General features: G+C 58.3%; 25 protein-coding genes. 18 read left to right on the top strand and 7 right to left on the bottom strand.

All coding sequences use genetic code 11. From position 1 onward, the window contains the following. Positions 1 to 117: 117 nt before the first annotated feature. The 4 genes from E4656_RS14960 (at position 118) to E4656_RS20380 (ending at position 1,597) form a co-directional block, all read left to right on the top strand. Positions 118 to 327, top strand: a complete 210-nt coding sequence (locus E4656_RS14960; protein ID WP_135484104.1) for a DUF1127 domain-containing protein — start codon at positions 118 to 120, stop codon at positions 325 to 327. Next, positions 296 to 529, top strand: a complete 234-nt coding sequence (locus E4656_RS14955; RefSeq protein WP_135484103.1) for a DUF1127 domain-containing protein — start codon at positions 296 to 298, stop codon at positions 527 to 529. Before E4656_RS14960 ends, E4656_RS14955 begins: the two co-directional genes overlap by 32 nt. Positions 530 to 607: 78 nt before the next feature. Beyond that, the gene (locus tag E4656_RS14950) at positions 608 to 1,186 is read left to right on the top strand and encodes a dihydrofolate reductase family protein (protein WP_135484102.1); all 579 of its coding nucleotides are present in this window, start codon (positions 608 to 610) and stop codon (positions 1,184 to 1,186) included. Between the two features lie 48 nt (positions 1,187 to 1,234). Further along, on the top strand, positions 1,235 to 1,597 hold the full coding sequence (locus tag E4656_RS20380) for a hypothetical protein (protein ID WP_205849225.1): 363 nt from the start codon (positions 1,235 to 1,237) through the stop codon (positions 1,595 to 1,597). A 17-nt stretch (positions 1,598 to 1,614) separates the two neighbouring features. Here E4656_RS20380 and E4656_RS14940 read toward each other — a convergent pair whose 3' ends face one another. Continuing rightward, complete coding sequence (locus E4656_RS14940) at positions 1,615 to 2,049, bottom strand: DUF2000 domain-containing protein (RefSeq protein ID WP_135484101.1); 435 nt, start codon at positions 2,047 to 2,049, stop codon at positions 1,615 to 1,617. Positions 2,050 to 2,346: 297 nt separating this feature from the next. On the opposite strand from E4656_RS14940, the gene E4656_RS14935 reads away from it, so the two are divergent. Further along, complete coding sequence (locus tag E4656_RS14935; protein ID WP_135484100.1) at positions 2,347 to 3,171, top strand: helix-turn-helix transcriptional regulator; 825 nt, start codon at positions 2,347 to 2,349, stop codon at positions 3,169 to 3,171. A 20-nt stretch (positions 3,172 to 3,191) separates the two neighbouring features. Here the strand turns inward: E4656_RS14935 and E4656_RS14930 are convergent, their stop codons facing one another. Then, a complete protein-coding gene (locus E4656_RS14930) occupies positions 3,192 to 4,088 on the bottom strand; it encodes a LysR substrate-binding domain-containing protein (RefSeq protein WP_135484099.1) in 897 nt (298 codons plus the stop codon). 168 nt (positions 4,089 to 4,256) lie between these two features. Between E4656_RS14930 and E4656_RS14925 the strand changes: the two genes are divergently transcribed. Further along, complete coding sequence (locus tag E4656_RS14925; RefSeq protein ID WP_135484098.1) at positions 4,257 to 4,568, top strand: hypothetical protein; 312 nt, start codon at positions 4,257 to 4,259, stop codon at positions 4,566 to 4,568. A gap of 81 nt (positions 4,569 to 4,649) precedes the next feature. Here the strand turns inward: E4656_RS14925 and E4656_RS14920 are convergent, their stop codons facing one another. Next, positions 4,650 to 5,144, bottom strand: a complete 495-nt coding sequence (locus E4656_RS14920; protein ID WP_135484215.1) for an Lrp/AsnC family transcriptional regulator — start codon at positions 5,142 to 5,144, stop codon at positions 4,650 to 4,652. A 134-nt stretch (positions 5,145 to 5,278) separates the two neighbouring features. Between E4656_RS14920 and E4656_RS14915 the strand changes: the two genes are divergently transcribed. The 10 genes from E4656_RS14915 to pnuC all read left to right on the top strand — a co-directional run bounded on the left by E4656_RS14915 (position 5,279) and on the right by pnuC (position 12,110). Then, entirely contained in the window at positions 5,279 to 5,899 is a 621-nt protein-coding gene (locus E4656_RS14915) for a LysE family translocator (protein ID WP_205849224.1), read from the top strand. Positions 5,900 to 6,072: 173 nt separating this feature from the next. Continuing rightward, positions 6,073 to 6,540: a GNAT family N-acetyltransferase gene (locus E4656_RS14910; RefSeq protein WP_135484097.1), complete on the top strand. Its 468-nt coding sequence runs from the start codon at positions 6,073 to 6,075 to the stop codon at positions 6,538 to 6,540. A 203-nt stretch (positions 6,541 to 6,743) separates the two neighbouring features. Then, positions 6,744 to 7,283 (top strand): GFA family protein, encoded by a 540-nt coding sequence (locus E4656_RS14905; RefSeq protein ID WP_135484096.1) that lies wholly within the window; start codon positions 6,744 to 6,746, stop codon positions 7,281 to 7,283. After that, on the top strand, positions 7,273 to 7,575 hold the full coding sequence (locus E4656_RS14900) for a DUF6958 family protein (protein WP_135484095.1): 303 nt from the start codon (positions 7,273 to 7,275) through the stop codon (positions 7,573 to 7,575). Before E4656_RS14905 ends, E4656_RS14900 begins: the two co-directional genes overlap by 11 nt. A gap of 148 nt (positions 7,576 to 7,723) precedes the next feature. Continuing rightward, a complete protein-coding gene (locus E4656_RS14895) occupies positions 7,724 to 8,491 on the top strand; it encodes a phytanoyl-CoA dioxygenase family protein (RefSeq protein WP_135484094.1) in 768 nt (255 codons plus the stop codon). A 45-nt stretch (positions 8,492 to 8,536) separates the two neighbouring features. Next, a complete protein-coding gene (locus E4656_RS14890; protein WP_135484093.1) occupies positions 8,537 to 8,956 on the top strand; it encodes a GNAT family acetyltransferase in 420 nt (139 codons plus the stop codon). 140 nt (positions 8,957 to 9,096) lie between these two features. Next, on the top strand, positions 9,097 to 9,795 hold the full coding sequence (locus tag E4656_RS14885) for a helix-turn-helix transcriptional regulator (protein WP_135484092.1): 699 nt from the start codon (positions 9,097 to 9,099) through the stop codon (positions 9,793 to 9,795). 76 nt (positions 9,796 to 9,871) lie between these two features. Next, complete coding sequence (locus tag E4656_RS14880) at positions 9,872 to 10,201, top strand: putative quinol monooxygenase (RefSeq protein ID WP_135484091.1); 330 nt, start codon at positions 9,872 to 9,874, stop codon at positions 10,199 to 10,201. A gap of 179 nt (positions 10,202 to 10,380) precedes the next feature. Further along, complete coding sequence (locus tag E4656_RS14875) at positions 10,381 to 11,442, top strand: AAA family ATPase (protein ID WP_135484090.1); 1,062 nt, start codon at positions 10,381 to 10,383, stop codon at positions 11,440 to 11,442. Then, the gene (gene pnuC, locus E4656_RS14870; RefSeq protein WP_205849223.1) at positions 11,439 to 12,110 is read left to right on the top strand and encodes a nicotinamide riboside transporter PnuC; all 672 of its coding nucleotides are present in this window, start codon (positions 11,439 to 11,441) and stop codon (positions 12,108 to 12,110) included. Before E4656_RS14875 ends, pnuC begins: the two co-directional genes overlap by 4 nt. Here pnuC and E4656_RS14865 read toward each other — a convergent pair. Beyond that, positions 12,107 to 13,591: a GGDEF domain-containing protein gene (locus tag E4656_RS14865; protein ID WP_135484089.1), complete on the bottom strand. Its 1,485-nt coding sequence runs from the start codon at positions 13,589 to 13,591 to the stop codon at positions 12,107 to 12,109. The genes pnuC and E4656_RS14865 overlap by 4 nt on opposite strands. A gap of 205 nt (positions 13,592 to 13,796) precedes the next feature. Between E4656_RS14865 and E4656_RS20650 the strand changes: the two genes are divergently transcribed. Next, the gene (locus E4656_RS20650) at positions 13,797 to 13,925 is read left to right on the top strand and encodes a hypothetical protein (protein ID WP_276605982.1); all 129 of its coding nucleotides are present in this window, start codon (positions 13,797 to 13,799) and stop codon (positions 13,923 to 13,925) included. Between the two features lie 23 nt (positions 13,926 to 13,948). Here E4656_RS20650 and E4656_RS14860 read toward each other — a convergent pair whose 3' ends face one another. After that, positions 13,949 to 15,862, bottom strand: coding sequence for a methyl-accepting chemotaxis protein (locus E4656_RS14860; protein WP_167856084.1), 1,914 nt, complete (start codon positions 15,860 to 15,862; stop codon positions 13,949 to 13,951). Next, on the bottom strand, positions 15,810 to 16,100 hold the full coding sequence (locus E4656_RS20265; protein ID WP_167856083.1) for a hypothetical protein: 291 nt from the start codon (positions 16,098 to 16,100) through the stop codon (positions 15,810 to 15,812). The genes E4656_RS14860 and E4656_RS20265 overlap by 53 nt, the downstream gene beginning before the upstream one ends. 165 nt (positions 16,101 to 16,265) lie before the next feature. Here E4656_RS20265 and E4656_RS14855 point away from each other — a divergent pair, with 165 nt between their 5' ends. Next, positions 16,266 to 16,856: a helix-turn-helix domain-containing protein gene (locus E4656_RS14855; RefSeq protein WP_135484087.1), complete on the top strand. Its 591-nt coding sequence runs from the start codon at positions 16,266 to 16,268 to the stop codon at positions 16,854 to 16,856. A 43-nt stretch (positions 16,857 to 16,899) separates the two neighbouring features. Here E4656_RS14855 and E4656_RS14850 read toward each other — a convergent pair whose 3' ends face one another. After that, positions 16,900 to 17,709: a DODA-type extradiol aromatic ring-opening family dioxygenase gene (locus tag E4656_RS14850; protein WP_135484086.1), complete on the bottom strand. Its 810-nt coding sequence runs from the start codon at positions 17,707 to 17,709 to the stop codon at positions 16,900 to 16,902. Positions 17,710 to 18,043: the final 334 nt, after the last annotated feature.

Raw genomic sequence — 18,043 nt, 5'->3', positions numbered from 1 at the left:
GTCGGCCAGTGACAGCCATCTGTACCGCAATAATTGCCATTTTCTGAATCTGTTTTGCCAACTGACCAGGAACTAGCATAACAGCTCCTATCCACACCGGATGACAGGAGCGTCACCATGGTCACCAAACAGAACACCACCTCTGCCGCCGAGTCTTTTACAGGGTGTGTCAGAGCCACTATCAGGGAATGGCACCGGCGCCACAACATTCGTTCACGTTTGCGCACGGAGCTGCAGGAAATGGATATAGCCCGCACCGAACAGGATACGGGCCTGACTACAGGAGACCTGCTGCGTGAAGCAACTAAACCGTTCTGGAAAGCCTGACGCTTTCAAGCTGCTGTCCCGCCTCTGGATCAGCTTGGTGCATTATCTTCGCAAGCAACTGACGCAACCAGACGTCTCCAGTCTGTCAGACCGACAACTGCGTGATATCGGGCTGGATCGCTCCGGAATAGACGGGCAATCCGAGCGCTCCGTGATGGCGCATTATCGGGATGATCTGAGTGATATCGGTCGCCGATACTAGTTCGGTGTCGAAATCGATTATCCTCATTCGACAACCATGCGACTTACCGGCACTATTATTTCAACTGGAGGTCCAATCATGGGGCAATTGATTTTTGTCGCGTCCGTCACCGTCAATGGCGCATTTGAGGCACCCGAACCCACCCCAAATGGGTGGCTGACCATGGATCCGGGATGGGTTCAGGCATCACTTGAGATGTGGGAGGCAGCCGATGCGATGGTGATCGGGCGCAAGACCTACGAAGGCCTGGCTGCAGTGTGGCCGCAACTGGCCTCTGTTCCAGGCTACGAGGCGTACGCGCACCGCATGAACAGCATGCAGAAGTACGTCGCGTCCAATACACTGAACGACCCGCTGACCTGGAACGCCACCCTCCTTGAAGGCGACCTGGCGGCCAGCATTGGCAATCTCAAGGCAAAGCATCAAGGCAACCTGGTGGTAACAGGAGCCGGTGAACTGGCTCGCAACCTTGTCGCCCAGGGGCTCGTCGACGAATTCAGGTTCGCAGTAAACCCCTGCCTGTGGTCAACCGGCCCCAGAATCTTTGACGAACTGGTTACCGTCCCGCTGGAACTTGTTGCCACGACAACCTTCCCGTCCGGTGTCGTTCAGATCCGCTATCGCCCGGCCGGAGCAGAGGCTGCGTCAGACGGGTAACAGCAGTCATTGGTATCAGACCCGTGAACAGAACCCAAGGAGGCACGCATGGCCGACAAGCGAGTCAAATTTGACTTCACAGTCCACTTCACCAATGGGGGCAGTCTCTCTGCACAGGATTTTCGCCTCGATATTCCCGGCGATGATATTTCCGATGACCAGTTGGCTGCCCATCTGATTCAGGACATGCGTTTGCTGATGGCCGGACAGGTCGACATTTCCAACAAGGAAATCATTGCCGAACCTCACAAACGCCAACCCATCGACACCCATGACCTGCCGCAGCGAACGGTAGATCTGTCGTCTGCCAGGGTGTCGCTGGAAGAACTTATGACGTTGGCCGCCGCTGGCTCCGTCCGGATCATCGCAGAGGACGGGGAGAGCTACAGGCTCTCCCGAATGGTGAGCTAACGGGGTCTGCTATACCTCTATTTGAACAGCCTGCACTTGGCGACAGTTTTCCTGATCGGCTTGCTGTCACCTACAAGGGCAATACCGGCATAGCGCAGATCCCGAGTTTCAACCTGCGCCACCGCGTCCCGAAACGCCGCATAATCCTTGGTCTGTTGCCCCTGTATGGGGAAGTCAACGATATCGCAGTTGGCGATAATGCCCTTGTGGCGAATTTCAACCAGATCATCCTGCCCAGCGGCCAGCACCGCAATGCCGATCGGGATCAACCCCGGGTGTTCATGATTGGAGGCATCGATCAACGGAGCACCAACCAGGCCGGGGTGCCTTTGTCCTACCGTCAGTGCGATTACCGCTGCCGCGTTGGCTGCCTGTCCCGCCGCCAGTTCATCATCGACCACGATAACGCAACGTTCTGGTATGGGTGCCCGGTCACGAAAAGTATCTGTCATTTGATCCCTCCACAAAAAGCAGTAGCCATGTCAGTGATGATCTCTTCTGCGCCGTGACCTGTCTTGAACGCTGTTGCATCCAGGTGGCAAGGCACATCTGCCTGCAGGCAAGGGCTTTGCAATAGCGTTCAAGACAGGTTGTGGGTACACGAGGATGATCAGTGCTTTCGACAGCGTTTCGCTTTGCGCGGTATCGGAGTGCTGGTTTGACCCACACCGAGAATTTCGATGTAAACACGCTAGACTGACCAGGAGACACTTTGCATCTCAAGCCAATGAGCTAAATGGTGCCTATTCATGCAGCAGAGAAGAGAACACAACGCAATTTCGTTTTGGCGCGCCCGCGACCTGAAGGCTGAGTTGCTCAGCGGTCATTTTTCCAACTTCTCTTATGATATTCATACACATGATACCGCGTGCTTGTCGTTGATTACTCGAGGTGCCATTCGTATCAAGATGCGCGGCCAGACCTTTACCGCGCGCCAGGGTGACCTCTATGCAATTGAAGCGGACGAACCCCATGCTGGCTGGCCTGTAGACAGTGCAGGATGGAACCTGCGCACATTGTATGTCGATACAGCTCACCTGAGGTCTCTTGTCGGTACGGAAGGAACAGAAAGTTCTCTGGATTTTATGGGACCCATCATCAATGACCGGGAACTTTCGTCATTGTTCTATGGCGTCCACCGCTGTTCACAGTTTGACGGGCCACAGGCAGACCGTGAAGAGCAATACCTGGCATTCACAACAAGACTGTTTGAGCGCTATGTGAAAAATGGCCGAACAGACGACGTCGTTGGCTCAGAGAGTCGTGCCATCGATATGGCCAGAAGGTTTATTGATGAAAGCCTGGACAAACATCTCAGCCTGACGGAAATGGCGGGCGCTGCGGGCTTGCCTCCCTTCAGGTTCTATCGCGCTTTCGAGAAGTCCACGGGCATGACACCGCACGCCTATCAACGTCAGGCCCGTGTGCGGCTCGCCACGAGTCTCATCCGGGACAACAGACCCCTGAGTGAAGTGGCGATGTTGACAGGATTTGCAGATCAGGCGCACCTCACTCGCTGGTTTCGCCGGATGATGGGGGTTACACCCGGCGTCTTTCAGAAAGCGATACAATAGCGCAACGGTGAGGACATCCGTCAGTGGTGGCGCTCACCAAAGGCATCCACCACATAGCCCGACAGGGCGTCACCGGTCTCGCTGAGGTCACTGCGCTTGACCAGTGCTATCTGGTAGTCACCCAGGGGTGGCAGCTGATCTTGCTCGATACGCCGCAATGGCGCACGAATCAGACTGCGCGGGTAGGGTGACACCACCAGGTCGGCGAGCATGGCCGCCTCCTGCCCGGCGGAGTGCTCACAGGTGTAGGCAATGCGGTAAGCGATGCCGGCATTGTCCAGAGCATCCAGCGCCATGCTCCGCCAGGCGCAACCCTGATGCGCCAGCGCCACCGGCAGGGGTGAGCGCTGCACGGCCACACCCCCTTCCCGCCCGACCCATACCAGCGGCTCGCTGTGCACGATCTCGCCGCGTGACTCCTGACCCGGGTTGCCGGCCGTGATCAGAATCAGGTCCAGTTCGCCGGCGTCCAGACGCTGCAACATGGTGGCGCTGTTGCCCACTACCACATCCACATGCACGGCCGGATGCGAACGGGCGAACCGGGCCAATACGCCGGGCAAAATGCGCGTGCCCACATCGTCGGTGGTGCCCAGGCTCACCCGCCCTTCCAGTGACGGAGCCAGAAACTGCGTTACCGCCTCCTCGTTGAGCTTGAGCAGGCGCCTGCCATAACCCAGCAACACCTCCCCTTCCGGGGTCAGCCGCACCTGCCGGGCTTCGCGGATGAACAGCGTCTGGCCCAGGGTCTCTTCCAGACGCTTGATCTGCATGCTCAGCGCCGACGGCGTACGAAAGACCTGCTGGGCGGCGCGGGTGAAGCTGCCGCTCTCGGCAATGGTCACGAAGGTCCGCAGCACATCGCTGTCCAGCAGGGGCAAGGCGCGGTGGCCGGTGAGTGAAGGCATCTCTGTCATGCTCGAATCTTTCAATTTTTCTTAACTGAAACTGTAGTTCTTTTCGTTTGTTTGATCAATAGAGCTCAGCCATGCTGTCACACAGAGGTCGCGACCCTCCATTCACAAACAGCAAAAACAGTGAGTTGCCGCAGCCGCCCTACCTGCGGCGGCCAACGGAGGTGCAATATGAACCAGTACCAACCCTTGCAGCATGAAGCGTCGCAAGACGACAACGCGCCAACCCCGCCAACCCGACTGGCGCTCTATATGCCAGCCACGCCGCCGCTTGGGCTTATCCATGCACTTGAGCTCTGGTGGTGGCGCTACCGGCGGCGGCGCCAGTTCCGGCAGCGCTTCCAGCCCTTGCTGGCCTATGACGACCATATGCTCGAGGACATGGGGCACCGGCGCAGCGACATCCAGTGGGCCCTGGGCCTGCCACTGCAAGTGGATGCGCTCAAGGCACTTCAGGAGCGCCGGGCGCGCTACAAGCGCTAACGGCCTTTGCCGGCATGGTTCAGGGGGTGCAATGCCCCCCTGACGCCTTCTGGGCCTCATCTGTCCGGGCGGCTCTGCCGTTCAGGTATCCTCCTCTCGCGGCAGCTGCTGCAACGGTAATGGGCCGGCCGGCTTGACCGTCTGGATGGCAAAGTTGCTGCGTATATCACTTACCCAGGGCAGCCTCAGCAATGTCTCGGTCAGAAACGACTCATAGGCAGCCAGGTCAGGTACCACGACCTGGAGCAGGAAGTCGGCCTCCCCTGATACCAGATGGGCGGAGATCACCTCCGGCAGGGCCTGAACGGCTTTCCGAAAAGCACTCGCCTGCTCCTCGTGATGCCGCTCCACCTTGATGCCTACAAAAACGGTGAGACCAAACCCTGTCTCACTGCGGCCCAACTCGGCATGGTAACCACGAATGATCCCTGCGGCTTCCAGTCTGCGCACTCGACGCAGGCAGGGCGAAGGCGATAGTCCCACCTCTTCGGCAAGCTGAACATTCGTCAGGCGGGCATCGCGCTGCAACGCGGCCAAAATCCGTCGATCAAGGTTGTCCAGAGTTCTTTTTGGCATAAATATAAAGCAACAGTAAAAATAAAGGCACAGTGTGCCAATATTAACCCAATTGTTGGTCAACTACGCAAGGACATGTCTGGAGGACACCCCATAAACTGACGCAGGAATAATCAAACATTGGAGACTGCGTCGTGGAGTTGTGGTTATTTGTCGGCTCACTGGTCATGATCTACCTGTTGCCGGGGCCGGACATGATCCTGGTGTTGCAAACCGGTGTCGCCAACGGGCGCCTGCCGGCATTGGCCACTGCAGCGGGGCTGGCCATGGCACGGGGTGCCCATGTTCTGCTGGCGGCGACCGGGCTTGCCGCCATCTTCGCCGCAAGCCCCTGGGCCCTGGATATCGTCCGGCTGGCTGGCGCCGGCTACCTGATCTGGCTGGGCATTCAGGTCCTGCGCTCGGGTCCAGATCTCGCTGCCGTAGACTCGACCCTGCCCCCCATTCCCTCGGCAGACCTGAAAGCGGCCTGCAAGCGCGGTCTGCTGACCAACCTGCTGAACCCCAAATCGTTGCTCTTCTGTTCTGTCCTGCTGCCCCAGTTCCTGGACACAGGACGAAGCGACATTCTGCTGCAATTCCTGATCCTCGGATTGCTTGTTGTTGGTGTTGGCATTCTGTTTGATACGTTTTATGCCATCACTGCTTCATTGCTCAGACAATGGCTAACCAGATACCCGATAATGCAGCGTTTGCAGCGCGGAGTATTCGGTGCATTACTTATAGGATTCGGCGGCCAACTGATTATTGCCTGACCGCGCGACACGCACATCCGACCAGGCACGAGTCCGGCGCTGACTGTCGCCATGACGTCCATCATTGGAAATTCAATCTAAACCTGAGCATAATTATTGGCACTGGGGTCGTATTATCAGCCTTCCAAGGCGGACGATCCGTCATCTGTCAGGCACTGCAAGGAAAGGAAATAATGGAAATCAGAATCGATGATCTGTCAGACCCCAGAATAGCGGCATTTCTGGACGAACACCTCACCGACATGAGGGCAACCTCCCCGCCCGAGAGCACCCATGCTCTGGACCTGGATGGGCTGAAAAAGCCTGATGTCACCTTCTGGACGGCCTGGGTTGATAGCGATCTGGTCGGGTGTGGGGCCCTGAAGGAGCTCACACCCACCCATGCGGAAATCAAATCGATGCGGATCTCATCCTCACTCAGAGGCAGCGGCCTGGCCTCGAAACTCCTGACCCATATCCTGCAGGAAGCCGAACAGCGCGGTTATCACAAGCTCAGCCTCGAGACGGGCTCCATGGAGTTTTTCAAACCCGCGCGCCGGCTCTACGAGAAATTCGGCTTTCAGTACTGCCCGCCCTTTGCGGACTACAGGGAAGATCCCAACAGTGTGTTCATGGAACTCACCATAACCACTGCGGCCTGACCGGGCAGCCAGAACTTCAGTCAGTCTCGAACGACCATATTACAACGCTGCTATTCTGACCACAGCACAGGGCCAGAATCAGCTCATGGTTTTTGATCCGTATCAGGAAACACTGGCGACTGTCTAATCGAAGGTATCTCACTCGACCATTACAGAAGGGGCACCATTCGCGGTTTCCCGTGTCCGGATCAAGAGAGGGGTTTATGGTCGAGAAAGAACTGACCTGCAATTGTGAGCAGGTGGCTCTGGTGCTTCAGGGCAAGCCCATTGTCAGTACGGAGTGTCTCTGTGCCGACTGCCAGAGCGCGGGGGCTGATTTGCAGTCTCTGCCTGACGCACCGCCACTGGTAGATGACAAAGGGGCCACCCGGTTTGTGCTGTACAGAAAAGACAGGATTCGGTGGAACAGGGGGCAGCACCTGCTGCGTGAACACCGGTTGTCGAAGGATTCGAAAACACGTCGTGTCGTGGCTGGCTGTTGCAATACCCCTGTGTTTCTGGAGTTTACCCAGGGTCATTGGCTCAGTCTGTACGGAGGTCTCTGGCCAGCGGAAACCCTGCCCACCCTGGAGCTCAGAACCATGGCCCGCAGTCGACCGGAAGGTGTTGCCCTCCCGGACGATGTTCCCAACCCCAATACCCATAACTTTTCGTTTTTTGCCAAACTTCTGCTGGCCTGGGCGGCGATGCGTTTTCGAACACCCAGGCTGGACTTTATTGAAGGAGATCTCGATGTCCGGTGACACTGACAAGATTGAAGTTGAAAACCCCAATTCTCCGGGTCGCGTGCAGCGTGTGGATCGCGCCAAGTATATGGCCATGAAGGAAGCGCTGCTGTCCGTGTTGCCCAGCACCTCACCGGGGCTGACTGTCGCCGAAGCCAAGGCTCAACTGCTCCCTTTGTTGCCGCAATCGCTGTTCCCCGATGGGGCCAAGGCCGGATGGTGGCTCAAGGGGACGCAACTGGACCTTGAAGCGAAGGGTATTATTCAACGAGAGAACACCAAGCCGTTGCGGCTGCGGCTGTCGAAGTAGAACGAGATAGCGAAGCCTTTGAACAATTCCGGGCTGTGACAGCACAGGCGACGCGGGACCTCAGGATGTCCATTTTTTACAATTGCCGCCCGCCAGAGTCAGTCAAGCTGCCGAGGATTACTGCAACAGCACAATGAAGAGGCCTCATATGCTGACAGAAGCGCAAATCAGGCAGTTTGTAACGGATGGCTTCATCAAGCTGGAGAATGCCTTTGCTCCGGATCTGGCCAGGCAGTGTCGAGACATTCTGTGGGCCGATACCGGCTGTGATCCGAATGACCCCGCCACCTGGAAGGCGCCCGTGGTCTGGCTGTGGGATTACGATCAGGAACCCTTTGTGGCGGCCGCAAACACTCCGGCGCTGCACACTGCCTTCGACCAACTGGTCGGCCCAGGTCGCTGGGAGCCACGCTACAGTCTGGGTACCTTTCCCGTGCGCTTCCCTGCCGATGAAGACACCGGCGATACTGGCTGGCATGTCGATGCGAGCTTCGCGGGACCTGATGCCGATCCCAATGACTTCTCCAGTTGGCGCATCAATATCTTCTCCCGCGACCGGGCATTGCTGATGCTGTTCCTGTTTTCCGATGTCGGCCCGCTGGACGCACCAACACGCATCCGGGTCGGCTCCCACCAGGAGGTCGCACGCATCCTGGCCCCCGCTGGAGAGGCAGGCCTTGAATCCTTTGATCTCGGCACTACAGAGGGGTACAAGGAAACTCTGGCAACGGGCCCGGCAGGTACCGTATTTCTGTGTCATCCCTTTCTCGTTCACGCGGCACAACTCAACCGGGGTACTGGACCCAGATTCATGGCCCAGCCGCCGCTCTACCTGCAGATGCCATTTCAGCTCGAAGGCAAGGCAGACGGTGATTATGTGCCTGTTGAAGAAGCCATTCGCCAGGCATTACGATAGGCCCACCTACCTTGCAGCCACTTGTTCAGGATCCCATCCGACAACATGAATATCCGACCCTTTCAGGAAGCAGACAGATCAGCCGTCATTACGCTGTGGCAGGGTACCGGCCTGACCGTCCCACAGAATGACCCGGACGAGGACATCAACCGCAAGCTGCGGGTCGATCCGGAGTTGTTTCTGATCGGAGAAATCAATGGCGAAGTGGTGGCCACTGTCATGGCGGGTTATGAGGGGCATCGGGGCTGGATCAACTATCTGGCGGTGAGCCCAATGCATCAGCGCAATGGTTACGCACGGCAGTTGATGGAGACAGCAGAGAGACTGTTGAAAAAACGTGGATGCCCCAAGATCAATCTTCAGGTCAGAGCCACCAATGTTGGGGTAATCGAGTTCTATGCTGCTCTGGGTTATGGCGATGACCATGTCGTGGGTTTGGGCAAGCGTCTGGTCAATGACACCTGACCAGACCAAGGGCCGCCCAGTTCTGCCCTGTATCGAATCAGTTGGGGCTCATCGTTACCATGGTTCTTTTGCTGGTAGTGATATTCCTGCTGTTCGGTGGCAGGCTATGATGGCCGGAGGCCACAGCAAGAGAGACCTGCATGAGAAAATCAGATCGGCTGTTTCAGATGACCAACCTGATCCGCAGCCGACAGCCCTTGTTTGCCCGCACCCTGGCCGAAGAGATGGGCCTGTCGGTGCGCACCATCTATCGTTACATTGACGATCTGTCGGCGGCAGGCATTCCGGTCTACTACGATGACGGACAGGGCTATCGGTTACTCGATGGCTTTGAACTGCCACCACTGGCCGTCACCCAGGAGGAGTTCGATGCTCTGGTTACCGGCGTGAAGCTGGTGCGCTCATGGACCGGCGCCAGGATGTCCGAGGCGGCAGCCAGCCTCTTGCACAAGATGGAAGCCACCGCCAGAGGGCCAGCGCTGGATCTGCTGTTCGAGAATGTGATTTCCCCGGTAATGTTCGAGCGCACAGTGGAGGCGGGCTACTGGGACTCGGTGAAAGACGCCATTCGCCAGGGCACTGCCCTGCAGATCAACTACAGAGACGGGCAGCAGCAACTGACCGAACGTATGGTGCACCCACTGAACCTGTCCTTCTGGGGCAGCAAGTGGACGCTGGGGGCCTGGTGCCACCAGCGCCACGACTACCGCGACTTCCGTCTGGATCGCATTGAAGCCCTGCAAGCCGCAGAAGATGCGCCACCGCTGCCACCCGGCGTCACTCTGGCGGCTTATTTGCGTTCGATCTCACAGAAAGAGGCAGGAACCGCAGCTTCCTGAAAACGGCACTGACACAGTGCTGTCAGTGGTCTGCGTCATAGTAGAGCTCCATTCAACAACACGAGGTTCTACTGCCATGCACGTCACTGAAATCGTCCTGTTCCGCACCAAGCCCGACTGCGCTGATGAAGGTCTTGAGCTGGCCAGGAAGGTACCACAGGAAGCCGCCAAATTTGGCCGCATGCGCGAGCACCGCACCTACCGCTCGACAGAAGACCCCTGCCTGCTGTGTCACCACATTGTGTGGGAATCCATGGCGGATTTCGAAAAAGCCAATGCGCATTTTTCCGACTTCCCCAGCGGGCCCCGCCTGATGGCCTGCATGGAGCCAGACATGACCATGCACCATTTCGAGCTGATGAGTCAGGGGCAGGGTCAGCAGGCTGAGGCGGTGCAGAAGGCCTAGGGCAACAGGATACCCAGCGCTTGCTGCTGTCTGAGTGTACAATCGCACTCGGCACAGTGAGCGCTGGTTCACATCCAGAGCCTGTAGCCGCTTGACGCCTTCTGCGTGTGTCCAGATACTGTCGTGGTTCCGCCCCCGAGGGCGGGCAGCTACTACAGAACAGGCACAGGGAGTGGCCCATGGCATCGGGCGTGAAGACGCGACTCGAAGCGGACCGCAAGATCAGACGAGGGCTGGCGCTGGGCAAATACGCGCCCTTCCATCGTGGCCATCAACTGGTGATCGAAACGGCCCTCGCGGAAATGGACGAGGTGGTCGTGCTGATCTACGATGCCCCGGACGTCACCGACATTCCTCTCCCCGTGCGTGCGCGCTGGCTCCGTGAACTCTACCCTGCCTTGCAGGTAATCGAGGCGTGGGAGGGCCCGACACAGGTCGGTTACACCGACGACATCATGCGGGCCCATGAGCGCTATATCATCGACACGCTGGGCATCTCCGGCATCACCCATTTCTATTCCAGCGAGCCCTATGGCGACCACATCAGCCGGGCGCTCGGCGCCGTGGACCGCCAGGTCGACCCAACGCGGATCAAGGTGCCCATTTCGGCGAGCCGCATCCGACCACACCCTTTCAGGTATCGTGATTATCTCGATCCCCTGGTCTATCGGGACCTGATCACCAAGGTGGCCGTTCTGGGTGCGCCGAGCACCGGCAAGACCACGCTTTGCGAGCGACTGGCGCAGCAGTTCCATACCCTGTGGATGCCGGAATACGGCCGCGAGTACTGGGCACAGCATCAGATCAACCGCCGCCTGAGCGCGGAACAACTGGTGGACATCGCCGAGGGGCATCTGGCACGGGAAGAGGCCCTGTTGCTGCAGGCAGACCACTACCTGTTCACCGACACCAATGCGCTCACCACCGCACAGTTCGCCCGCCACTACCACGGCGCCATACCGCCGCAGTTGGCCGCCCTGGCAGACCAGGCGGCAACGCGTTACGACCTGACCCTTGTCTGCGCTGCGGATATACCCTACGAGGACACATGGGACCGCTCCGGAGACATGCAGCGCCGGGCCTTTCAGCAGCAGATCATTGCCGACCTGAAGCAGCGCGAGATCCCCTTCACCCTGCTGCAGGGCACCGTGGAAGCGCGTGCCGCCCAGGTTGCCGAAATACTGAGACACTTTCGCAAGTACAGGAACCCGCCCCAACCCAAGGAGAACGTGGTGGCATGAGCAATTTATTCAGTGTGGAAATGATTCTGGTCACCGTGCTTGGTTACCCGCTGAGTTATATCGAGTTTTTCGGCACCGTGCTGTATCTGGCATCGGTCTATCTGGTAGCAAAGCGCCATGTGCTGACCTGGCCCGTGGGCATCGTCAGTGTGCTGCTGTTCATGGTGCTGTTCTATCAGATTCGGCTGTATTCGGCCGCTGCCGAACAGATGGTCTATCTGGCCGCCTGCACCTACGGCTGGTGGTACTGGGCACAGTCCGGCATTCAGGCAGGCAGGGTGGAAGGTGTCGGTTTCAGCCCGGTGCCCACGCTGCTGAAGTGGCTGGGCGTTATCGTCGTGCTCTCGGCGGCGCTCGGCCTTGTCATGACCCGGGTGCATGAATGGGCGCCGACGCTGTTTCCGGAAGCGGCAGCCTTCCCGCTGATCGACGCCGCGACCACCGTCACCAGCCTGGTGGCCATGTGGTTGATGGCGCGCAAGCGCACCGAGAGCTGGGTGCTGTGGATCGCTGTCGATGTGGTCAGCATCTGGCTCTACTTCGTCAAGGGAGTCGCCTTTGTCTCGCTGCTGTATGTGGTCCTGCTGGGGCTGGCTACACTCGGGCTGCTGGCCTGGCTGAAAGCCGGCAGGCCCTCGCACAGATTGACCAGCGAGTATGTGAGCTAGTGCGGGCTTTCCTTTTCAGCGAGGGCAACCTGGTTCCGGCCGTTATGCTTTGCCGCGTACATGGCACGATCGGCCCGGGCCAGGAGCATCTCTGCCGTATCGCCGGCTCTGTAATCGGCGATACCGGCTGAACAGGTCTGCTGCTGAGGAATCCGTTGCCGCATTCGCTCCACCACACGCCGGGCTTCATCAACGTCCGTATCGGGCATCACCACGACAAACTCTTCGCCGCCGATACGAGCCAGCAAATCCAGGTCGCGCAGGACTGGGCGCCATCCATCCACCAATGTTTCCAACAGGGCATCCCCTGCATTGTGCCCATGGGTGTCGTTATAGCGTTTGAAGTGATCCAGGTCGATGAAAGCCAGTGTCAGGGGCAGGCCGGAGCGCCGGGCGCGGGACATTTCCCGTTCCAGTTCGACGTCCAGTTGCCTGCGGTTGGCAGCACCGGTCAATGGGTCAGTGCGCGACAGCTTTGCCAGTTCATCGGCCTGGCGATGGGTCTTTCGCATCAATCCTGCCATGCGGTGCATGACCAGCAGGAACAGCAGTATCGAACCGATGGCGGCGACACGGACCACCTCTACATCGACACCGGCGGTGACAAGAATCACTGACGGCGCCAGCATGGACGCCGCCCCAAGAACGACAAGTCGTCGTCCCGACAATTCGGCTATGGAAACATGGGAGCGCAGCTCGGACGCCGCCGACGGATGCCATATCGCAGCCACAATCAGCACATAGGCTACCAGCCACAGACCGTCGGTCAGGCCACCAGGCCCATACCAGCCCGCCGAATTTCCATGAGCGTACAACAAGTCAGCGGCCATATAGGCCAACATGCCCCAAAGCAGGAAAAGGTGGGCTGCAACTCTGCCTCGATGCAGAAAAACCAGCCTCAGGGCCAGCGGCAACATAATCAGATCCGCAACCGGATACGCCGTGGCCACAAGCAGCTGCACCAGAGTCAGGTTGGGGTCCTCCAGGTACGGCGCAATCAACAGCGCCCAACCCGGAACGGCCGCCGCGATACCGACAATCAGTGCATCGCTTAGCGCACCTTCATCCCGTCCACTGCCTTGCCCCAGCATCCACAGAGCGGCCATGAACAGCGGATAGACAGCGAGATAGAATGCATCGGCAAGCGATGGGAAGGGTTCCAGACCACGCAGATCCAGCCAGTACCAGACCGCATGACCGCACGCGGCCAGCGCCAGCGCGCTCGCAATCAGGCGCCACGCCGCCGGACGAAACAGCTGCAGCCGGCGTTTCACGGCAAGGATAACGGCGATCGCCGCCAGCGCAGTGGTGACCACGTAAACCGCGCTGGCCAGGCGACCGTAGGGAATCACAACATAAAACAGCGTCAGTATCAGCCCACCCAGAAGCAACCATCGCCAGGCATCTCTGCCGGCTGGCACCTCATTCGATACTGCGCCAATACCGCTGGTCGTGCCGGAGTCGCCGTGATACTGACCCATTAATACCCCATTACTTAATGATCACGCTATGACCGGCGTTAACCAACAACCCTCAGGACGGTGGCGCCCGGCACGTATCCGAGGTGAATATTACATCACACCCACGGTTGAGTAATAGCGGAGAGGCGCCTTGTCACGGCCTGCTTGATCAGAACGGCTTGACGTTAGCCAAACCGAAGGCTGGGTACTGTGGATCGCTGTCGATGTGGTCAGCATCTGGCTCTACTTGGTGAAAGGGGTCGCCTTCGTCTCGCTGGGGCTGGCAACTCTCGGCCTGCTGGCCTGGATGAAAGCCGACCCGTCACACCAGACAGCGCTGTTTCGTCAGGCGTGAAGTCCGGCAACCGCATCGACAGGTCAGGACAGTTTGAATTGTCGGACCTGCTGTTGCAGGGTTTCCGCCAGCTTCGCCAGTTCCTGACTGGTGGCGGCTGTTTCCTCTGCCCCGGCGCTGGTCTGTGTGGCGACATCACTGATGCGCACAATGTTCTGATTGACCTCTTCCACCACCAGGCTTTGCTGTTCAGCTGCCGTCGCGATCTGGGTATTCATGTCGCGGATAGCGACAACCCCCTGCACAATCTGGTTCACACGTTCAGACGCATGCTGAATGGTCTCCGCGCCCTGTTGCGACTGCTCCAGGCTGAGCTGCATATAATTAACTGCCTGATCCGACTCCTGCTGCAAACGCTCAATCATGGTCTGAATATCGCCGGTCGAGCCTTGCGTCCGTTGCGCCAGGGTGCGCACCTCATCGGCTACAACGGCGAATCCGCGCCCATGCTCACCGGCCCTTGCCGCTTCAATGGCGGCATTCAGCGCCAGCAGATTGGTCTGCTCGGCGATGTTTCGGATCACATCAAGCACAGTGCGAATGGACTGACACTGCTCCTGCAGCCGCCCGACCGCGTCGGACGTCTGTGTGGCCTGTTCGGTCAGGCCGTTGATCAATGTCACAGCGTTATTCAGCTCGTCCAGGCTGGCCTGCGCACTGCTGTCCAGCAACTGTGACTGCTCCGCCGCGCTACTGGTATTTTCCGCGACAGCCTTGACCGAAGAAGCCATCTCCTGTGTCGCGGTGGACACCTGGTCAACCTCCTGTTGCTGTTGATGCACGCCCTGGCTGGTCTGAAGTGTAACGGCAGAAGCCTGCTCGGAAGCGGTTGCCAGAGAGTCGGCGGCGCTGGAAATTTCATGCAGGGTTTGCGACAGAGTATCGGTCATACGTATCATTGCGTTCTGGAGTTGCCCAATCTCGTTCTGCCCGCCGGCTTCGAGCCTGCCGGTCAGATCTCCGGCGGCAAGTTGCTCTGCCTGCCGGGCCACAGCGGCCAGCGCGGTGACAATGCCACGAATCAGCAGCAGGGCAAGTCCGACGGTCAGCAACAAGACAGCGAATCCCAACGACGAATGAAGGATCAGGGCGTTCCGCGCCTCCTGCCTCAGTTCATCGGCCCGGGCAATTATAGCCGTCGCAATCTGATCCTCGACCTGCTTCATCCGGTCAATACGAGCGGTGGTCACGCTGAACCAATGATTGGGCTCAACGCGCTCCAGTTCGCCACTCAGCCCGCCGTCGAGGATCAACTGGCGGATGCGCACCACTTCATCGTTATCAGCGTCCCGCAGGGTGCGCTGATGAAACTCCGAAAGCTCCGGCGACAGGCTCCCTATGGCCAGTGAGAGATAGAGGTTCTGCTCTGCCACAAGGCGCTGGAACGCCTGATGTTGCTCTGCATCAAATCGACCCGCAGTCAGACCAGCTGCACCGTTGGCACGCTCCAGTCCGGCCCGTTCCTTGGCTTCAAGGTAATCAATGTAGGCCCGCAACTGCAGTACTGTCTCCGGATCGGAGGTCACGGTGGAGATAAAAATAATGTTGTGCAGCAGGTGGTCAATAATGTCCGAATACCATGCGGTACTGTTGGACAGGCTGAGTTGGCCGTTATCAATCGCGGTGCGTATGCCATGCAAGCCTTCACGCTGTTGTTGCTCCTGCCGGATCAGACGCCCGAAATCAGAATGAATACTGGCCGCATCCAGACCGTCCAGAAGTTCATCCAGATCCTGCTCCGCACTATCGGTTAACCGGCGCTGTGCGATCAGAGCGTCCCGATCACTGCTGTTGCCACCACTCAGCACCAGCGCGGATGCCCCGCGCTCTCGCTGTAGTTGATGAACCAGTTCCCCGCCGTGGATGGCATAACGGACCAGGCGGTCAATCTGGCGCATTTCGTTGTACAGTTGCCACTGGCTGAGAAAATTTGTCATACCCAGCCACAGCATACCTGTCATGGGCAATGCCAAAACCAACAGAATCTGGATACGGAGACTCAAGGAGCGAAACAAGGCCACTTTGATCATGTAATGTATGATGTACTCTACTACGATTGGGGTTGGTCAATGTAAAACGTGATGTTCGTCCTGCTACCGGCCATGCTGCTTCAAGATCAGCAGCGGGCAGTGCATGATCAAAGCGCGCAATCAGATCAGACTGGTTCTCAACCAAGGTATGGCACTCCTGCCGGCGCTCGCCAACGCCAGGCGCAGACCACCATGATGAATCCATTCATGTTGCAGTGGCTTTTGGAGAGTATTTCGTTGAGGCATGTGCTTACCGTCCCTGTCGAGTTTTGTTGTGCCCATACTCGAACAGTAACGATACATATGTGTCGTGTCAATCATATATGTATCGATCAACAAGAAAAACGATCCATTCGTGATGATATTGGATTTGATCCAGTTAGATCAACAAATCACAGGTGACTACATGACGCGTCAAACCTCGGAAGACAAGGAGGCAGAAGCTCAACCCGACAACCTCAACACATTTGGGGACCGTCTTGCCCTGGCGATTAATCGTGCTGGGGGCGCTACAATTGTAGCAAAACAGATTGGCGTCTCGAGCTCTGTACTACGAAAGTGGAAGGCCGGACGCTCAGACCCGTCTCGAAGCAAGCTGGTTGGCATTGCGCGCGTCAGCAAGGTGCCACTGGAATGGCTGGCGACAGGAGAGGGGAGCCCGGACGGGTTATCTGTGGGATACAGGCAAGAAGCCAGCCCGAGGGATCTGGAGCTTGTCGAGGCAGTCTCCAGAGCCGCCTTTGAGGAACTGGACTCAAGAAGTATTCGGTTGAGCCCGGCCGCGAAGGCTCGCCTGATCAAGTTCTTGTTCAAACACTTCTCTGCTCACTGGGACGAACCCTTTGACGAAACAGTAAAAAGCCTGGTTGACCTTCTCGCCGCCCAGGACTCAGGAGAGTGACCAGTCAATGCACAGGGTACTCTCTCTGTCCTCTGGCGACTTCTTACCCAAACCGAAAGCTGGATACGGTGATGTGTCCAAAGGCGCCCTCTTCATGATGGACACATTCCGCCGGGTCATTTTCGGCGGCGCCGGCGACGACAAAGAGCGGCACCAGGTGGTCCTCTTCAGCATGAGCGATACGGGCTGCCGGAGCGGCTTCCCATTGCGTCAGTGCCTGTGAGCGTTCGGTGCCGATGGCGCCTGTCAGAGTCTGCTGCAACCAGTTGTCGAACTGGCGTGACGGTTCGGCGCCGGCTGCGTTCATCAGCCGCAGGTTGTGGTAGCTGAGACCGCTGCCGATGATCAGCACGCCTTCATCACGCAGCGAGGCCAGAGCCCGGCCTATGGCGATATGCTGCGCCGGGTCACGATGGTCCAGCATGGACAGCATGACCACCGGCACATCGGCCTCGGGCCAGCTCACCGCCAGCGGCACAAAGGTGCCATGATCGAAACCGCGCGCCGGGTCCTGGCGAACGGTGATGCCCGCCGCCTGCAGACGCTGACTGATCAGCTCGGCCAGTTCGGGGTCGCCCGCAGCCGGGTACTCTATCTCGTAGGTGTGCGGCGGGAAGTTGTAGTAATCGTAGATCATGCCCGGGCGCTCACCACTGCTGACCCGCAGATCCGGCGTCTCCCAGTGGCCGGTAATCACCAGCAGCGCTCTCGGCCGCGCCGGCAACTGCTCCGGCAACGCACGCAGAAAATGCTCCAGCGGCGCATAGGCGTCACCCAACTGATCCTTCATCCAGGGCCAGGGGCCTCCGCCATGGGAGATAAAATAGGTGGGCATACGATCCGGGGCAGACATGGGGCACTCTCCAAATGAACATCTGGACTCAAGTGTAGTGCCCGTGGCCGGGGTGATGATAGTCAGGAAGTTTAAACGGGGGGTTCAGTCTTTTAGTAGACAGTGCACGGTAGACGGTAGACGGTAGACGGTAGACGGTAGACGGTAGACGGTAGACGGTAGACGGTAGACGGTAGACGGTAGAATCGTTAAACGACCTCCAAGGGTTGTCAAACCCTCACTGTCTACTGTCGACCGTCATCTGTCGACTAAAACCCACTGTCTACTGTCGACCGTCATCTGTCGACTAAAACCCACTGTCTACTGTCGACCGTCATCTGTCGACTAAAACCCA

The organism is Natronospirillum operosum, from assembly GCF_004768465.1.
In the GTDB taxonomy this organism is placed as follows: Bacteria; Pseudomonadota; Gammaproteobacteria; order Pseudomonadales; family Natronospirillaceae; genus Natronospirillum; species Natronospirillum operosum.
Note: the sequence above shows the minus strand (reverse complement) of the source record. Positions and strands in the feature narration are given on the sequence as shown.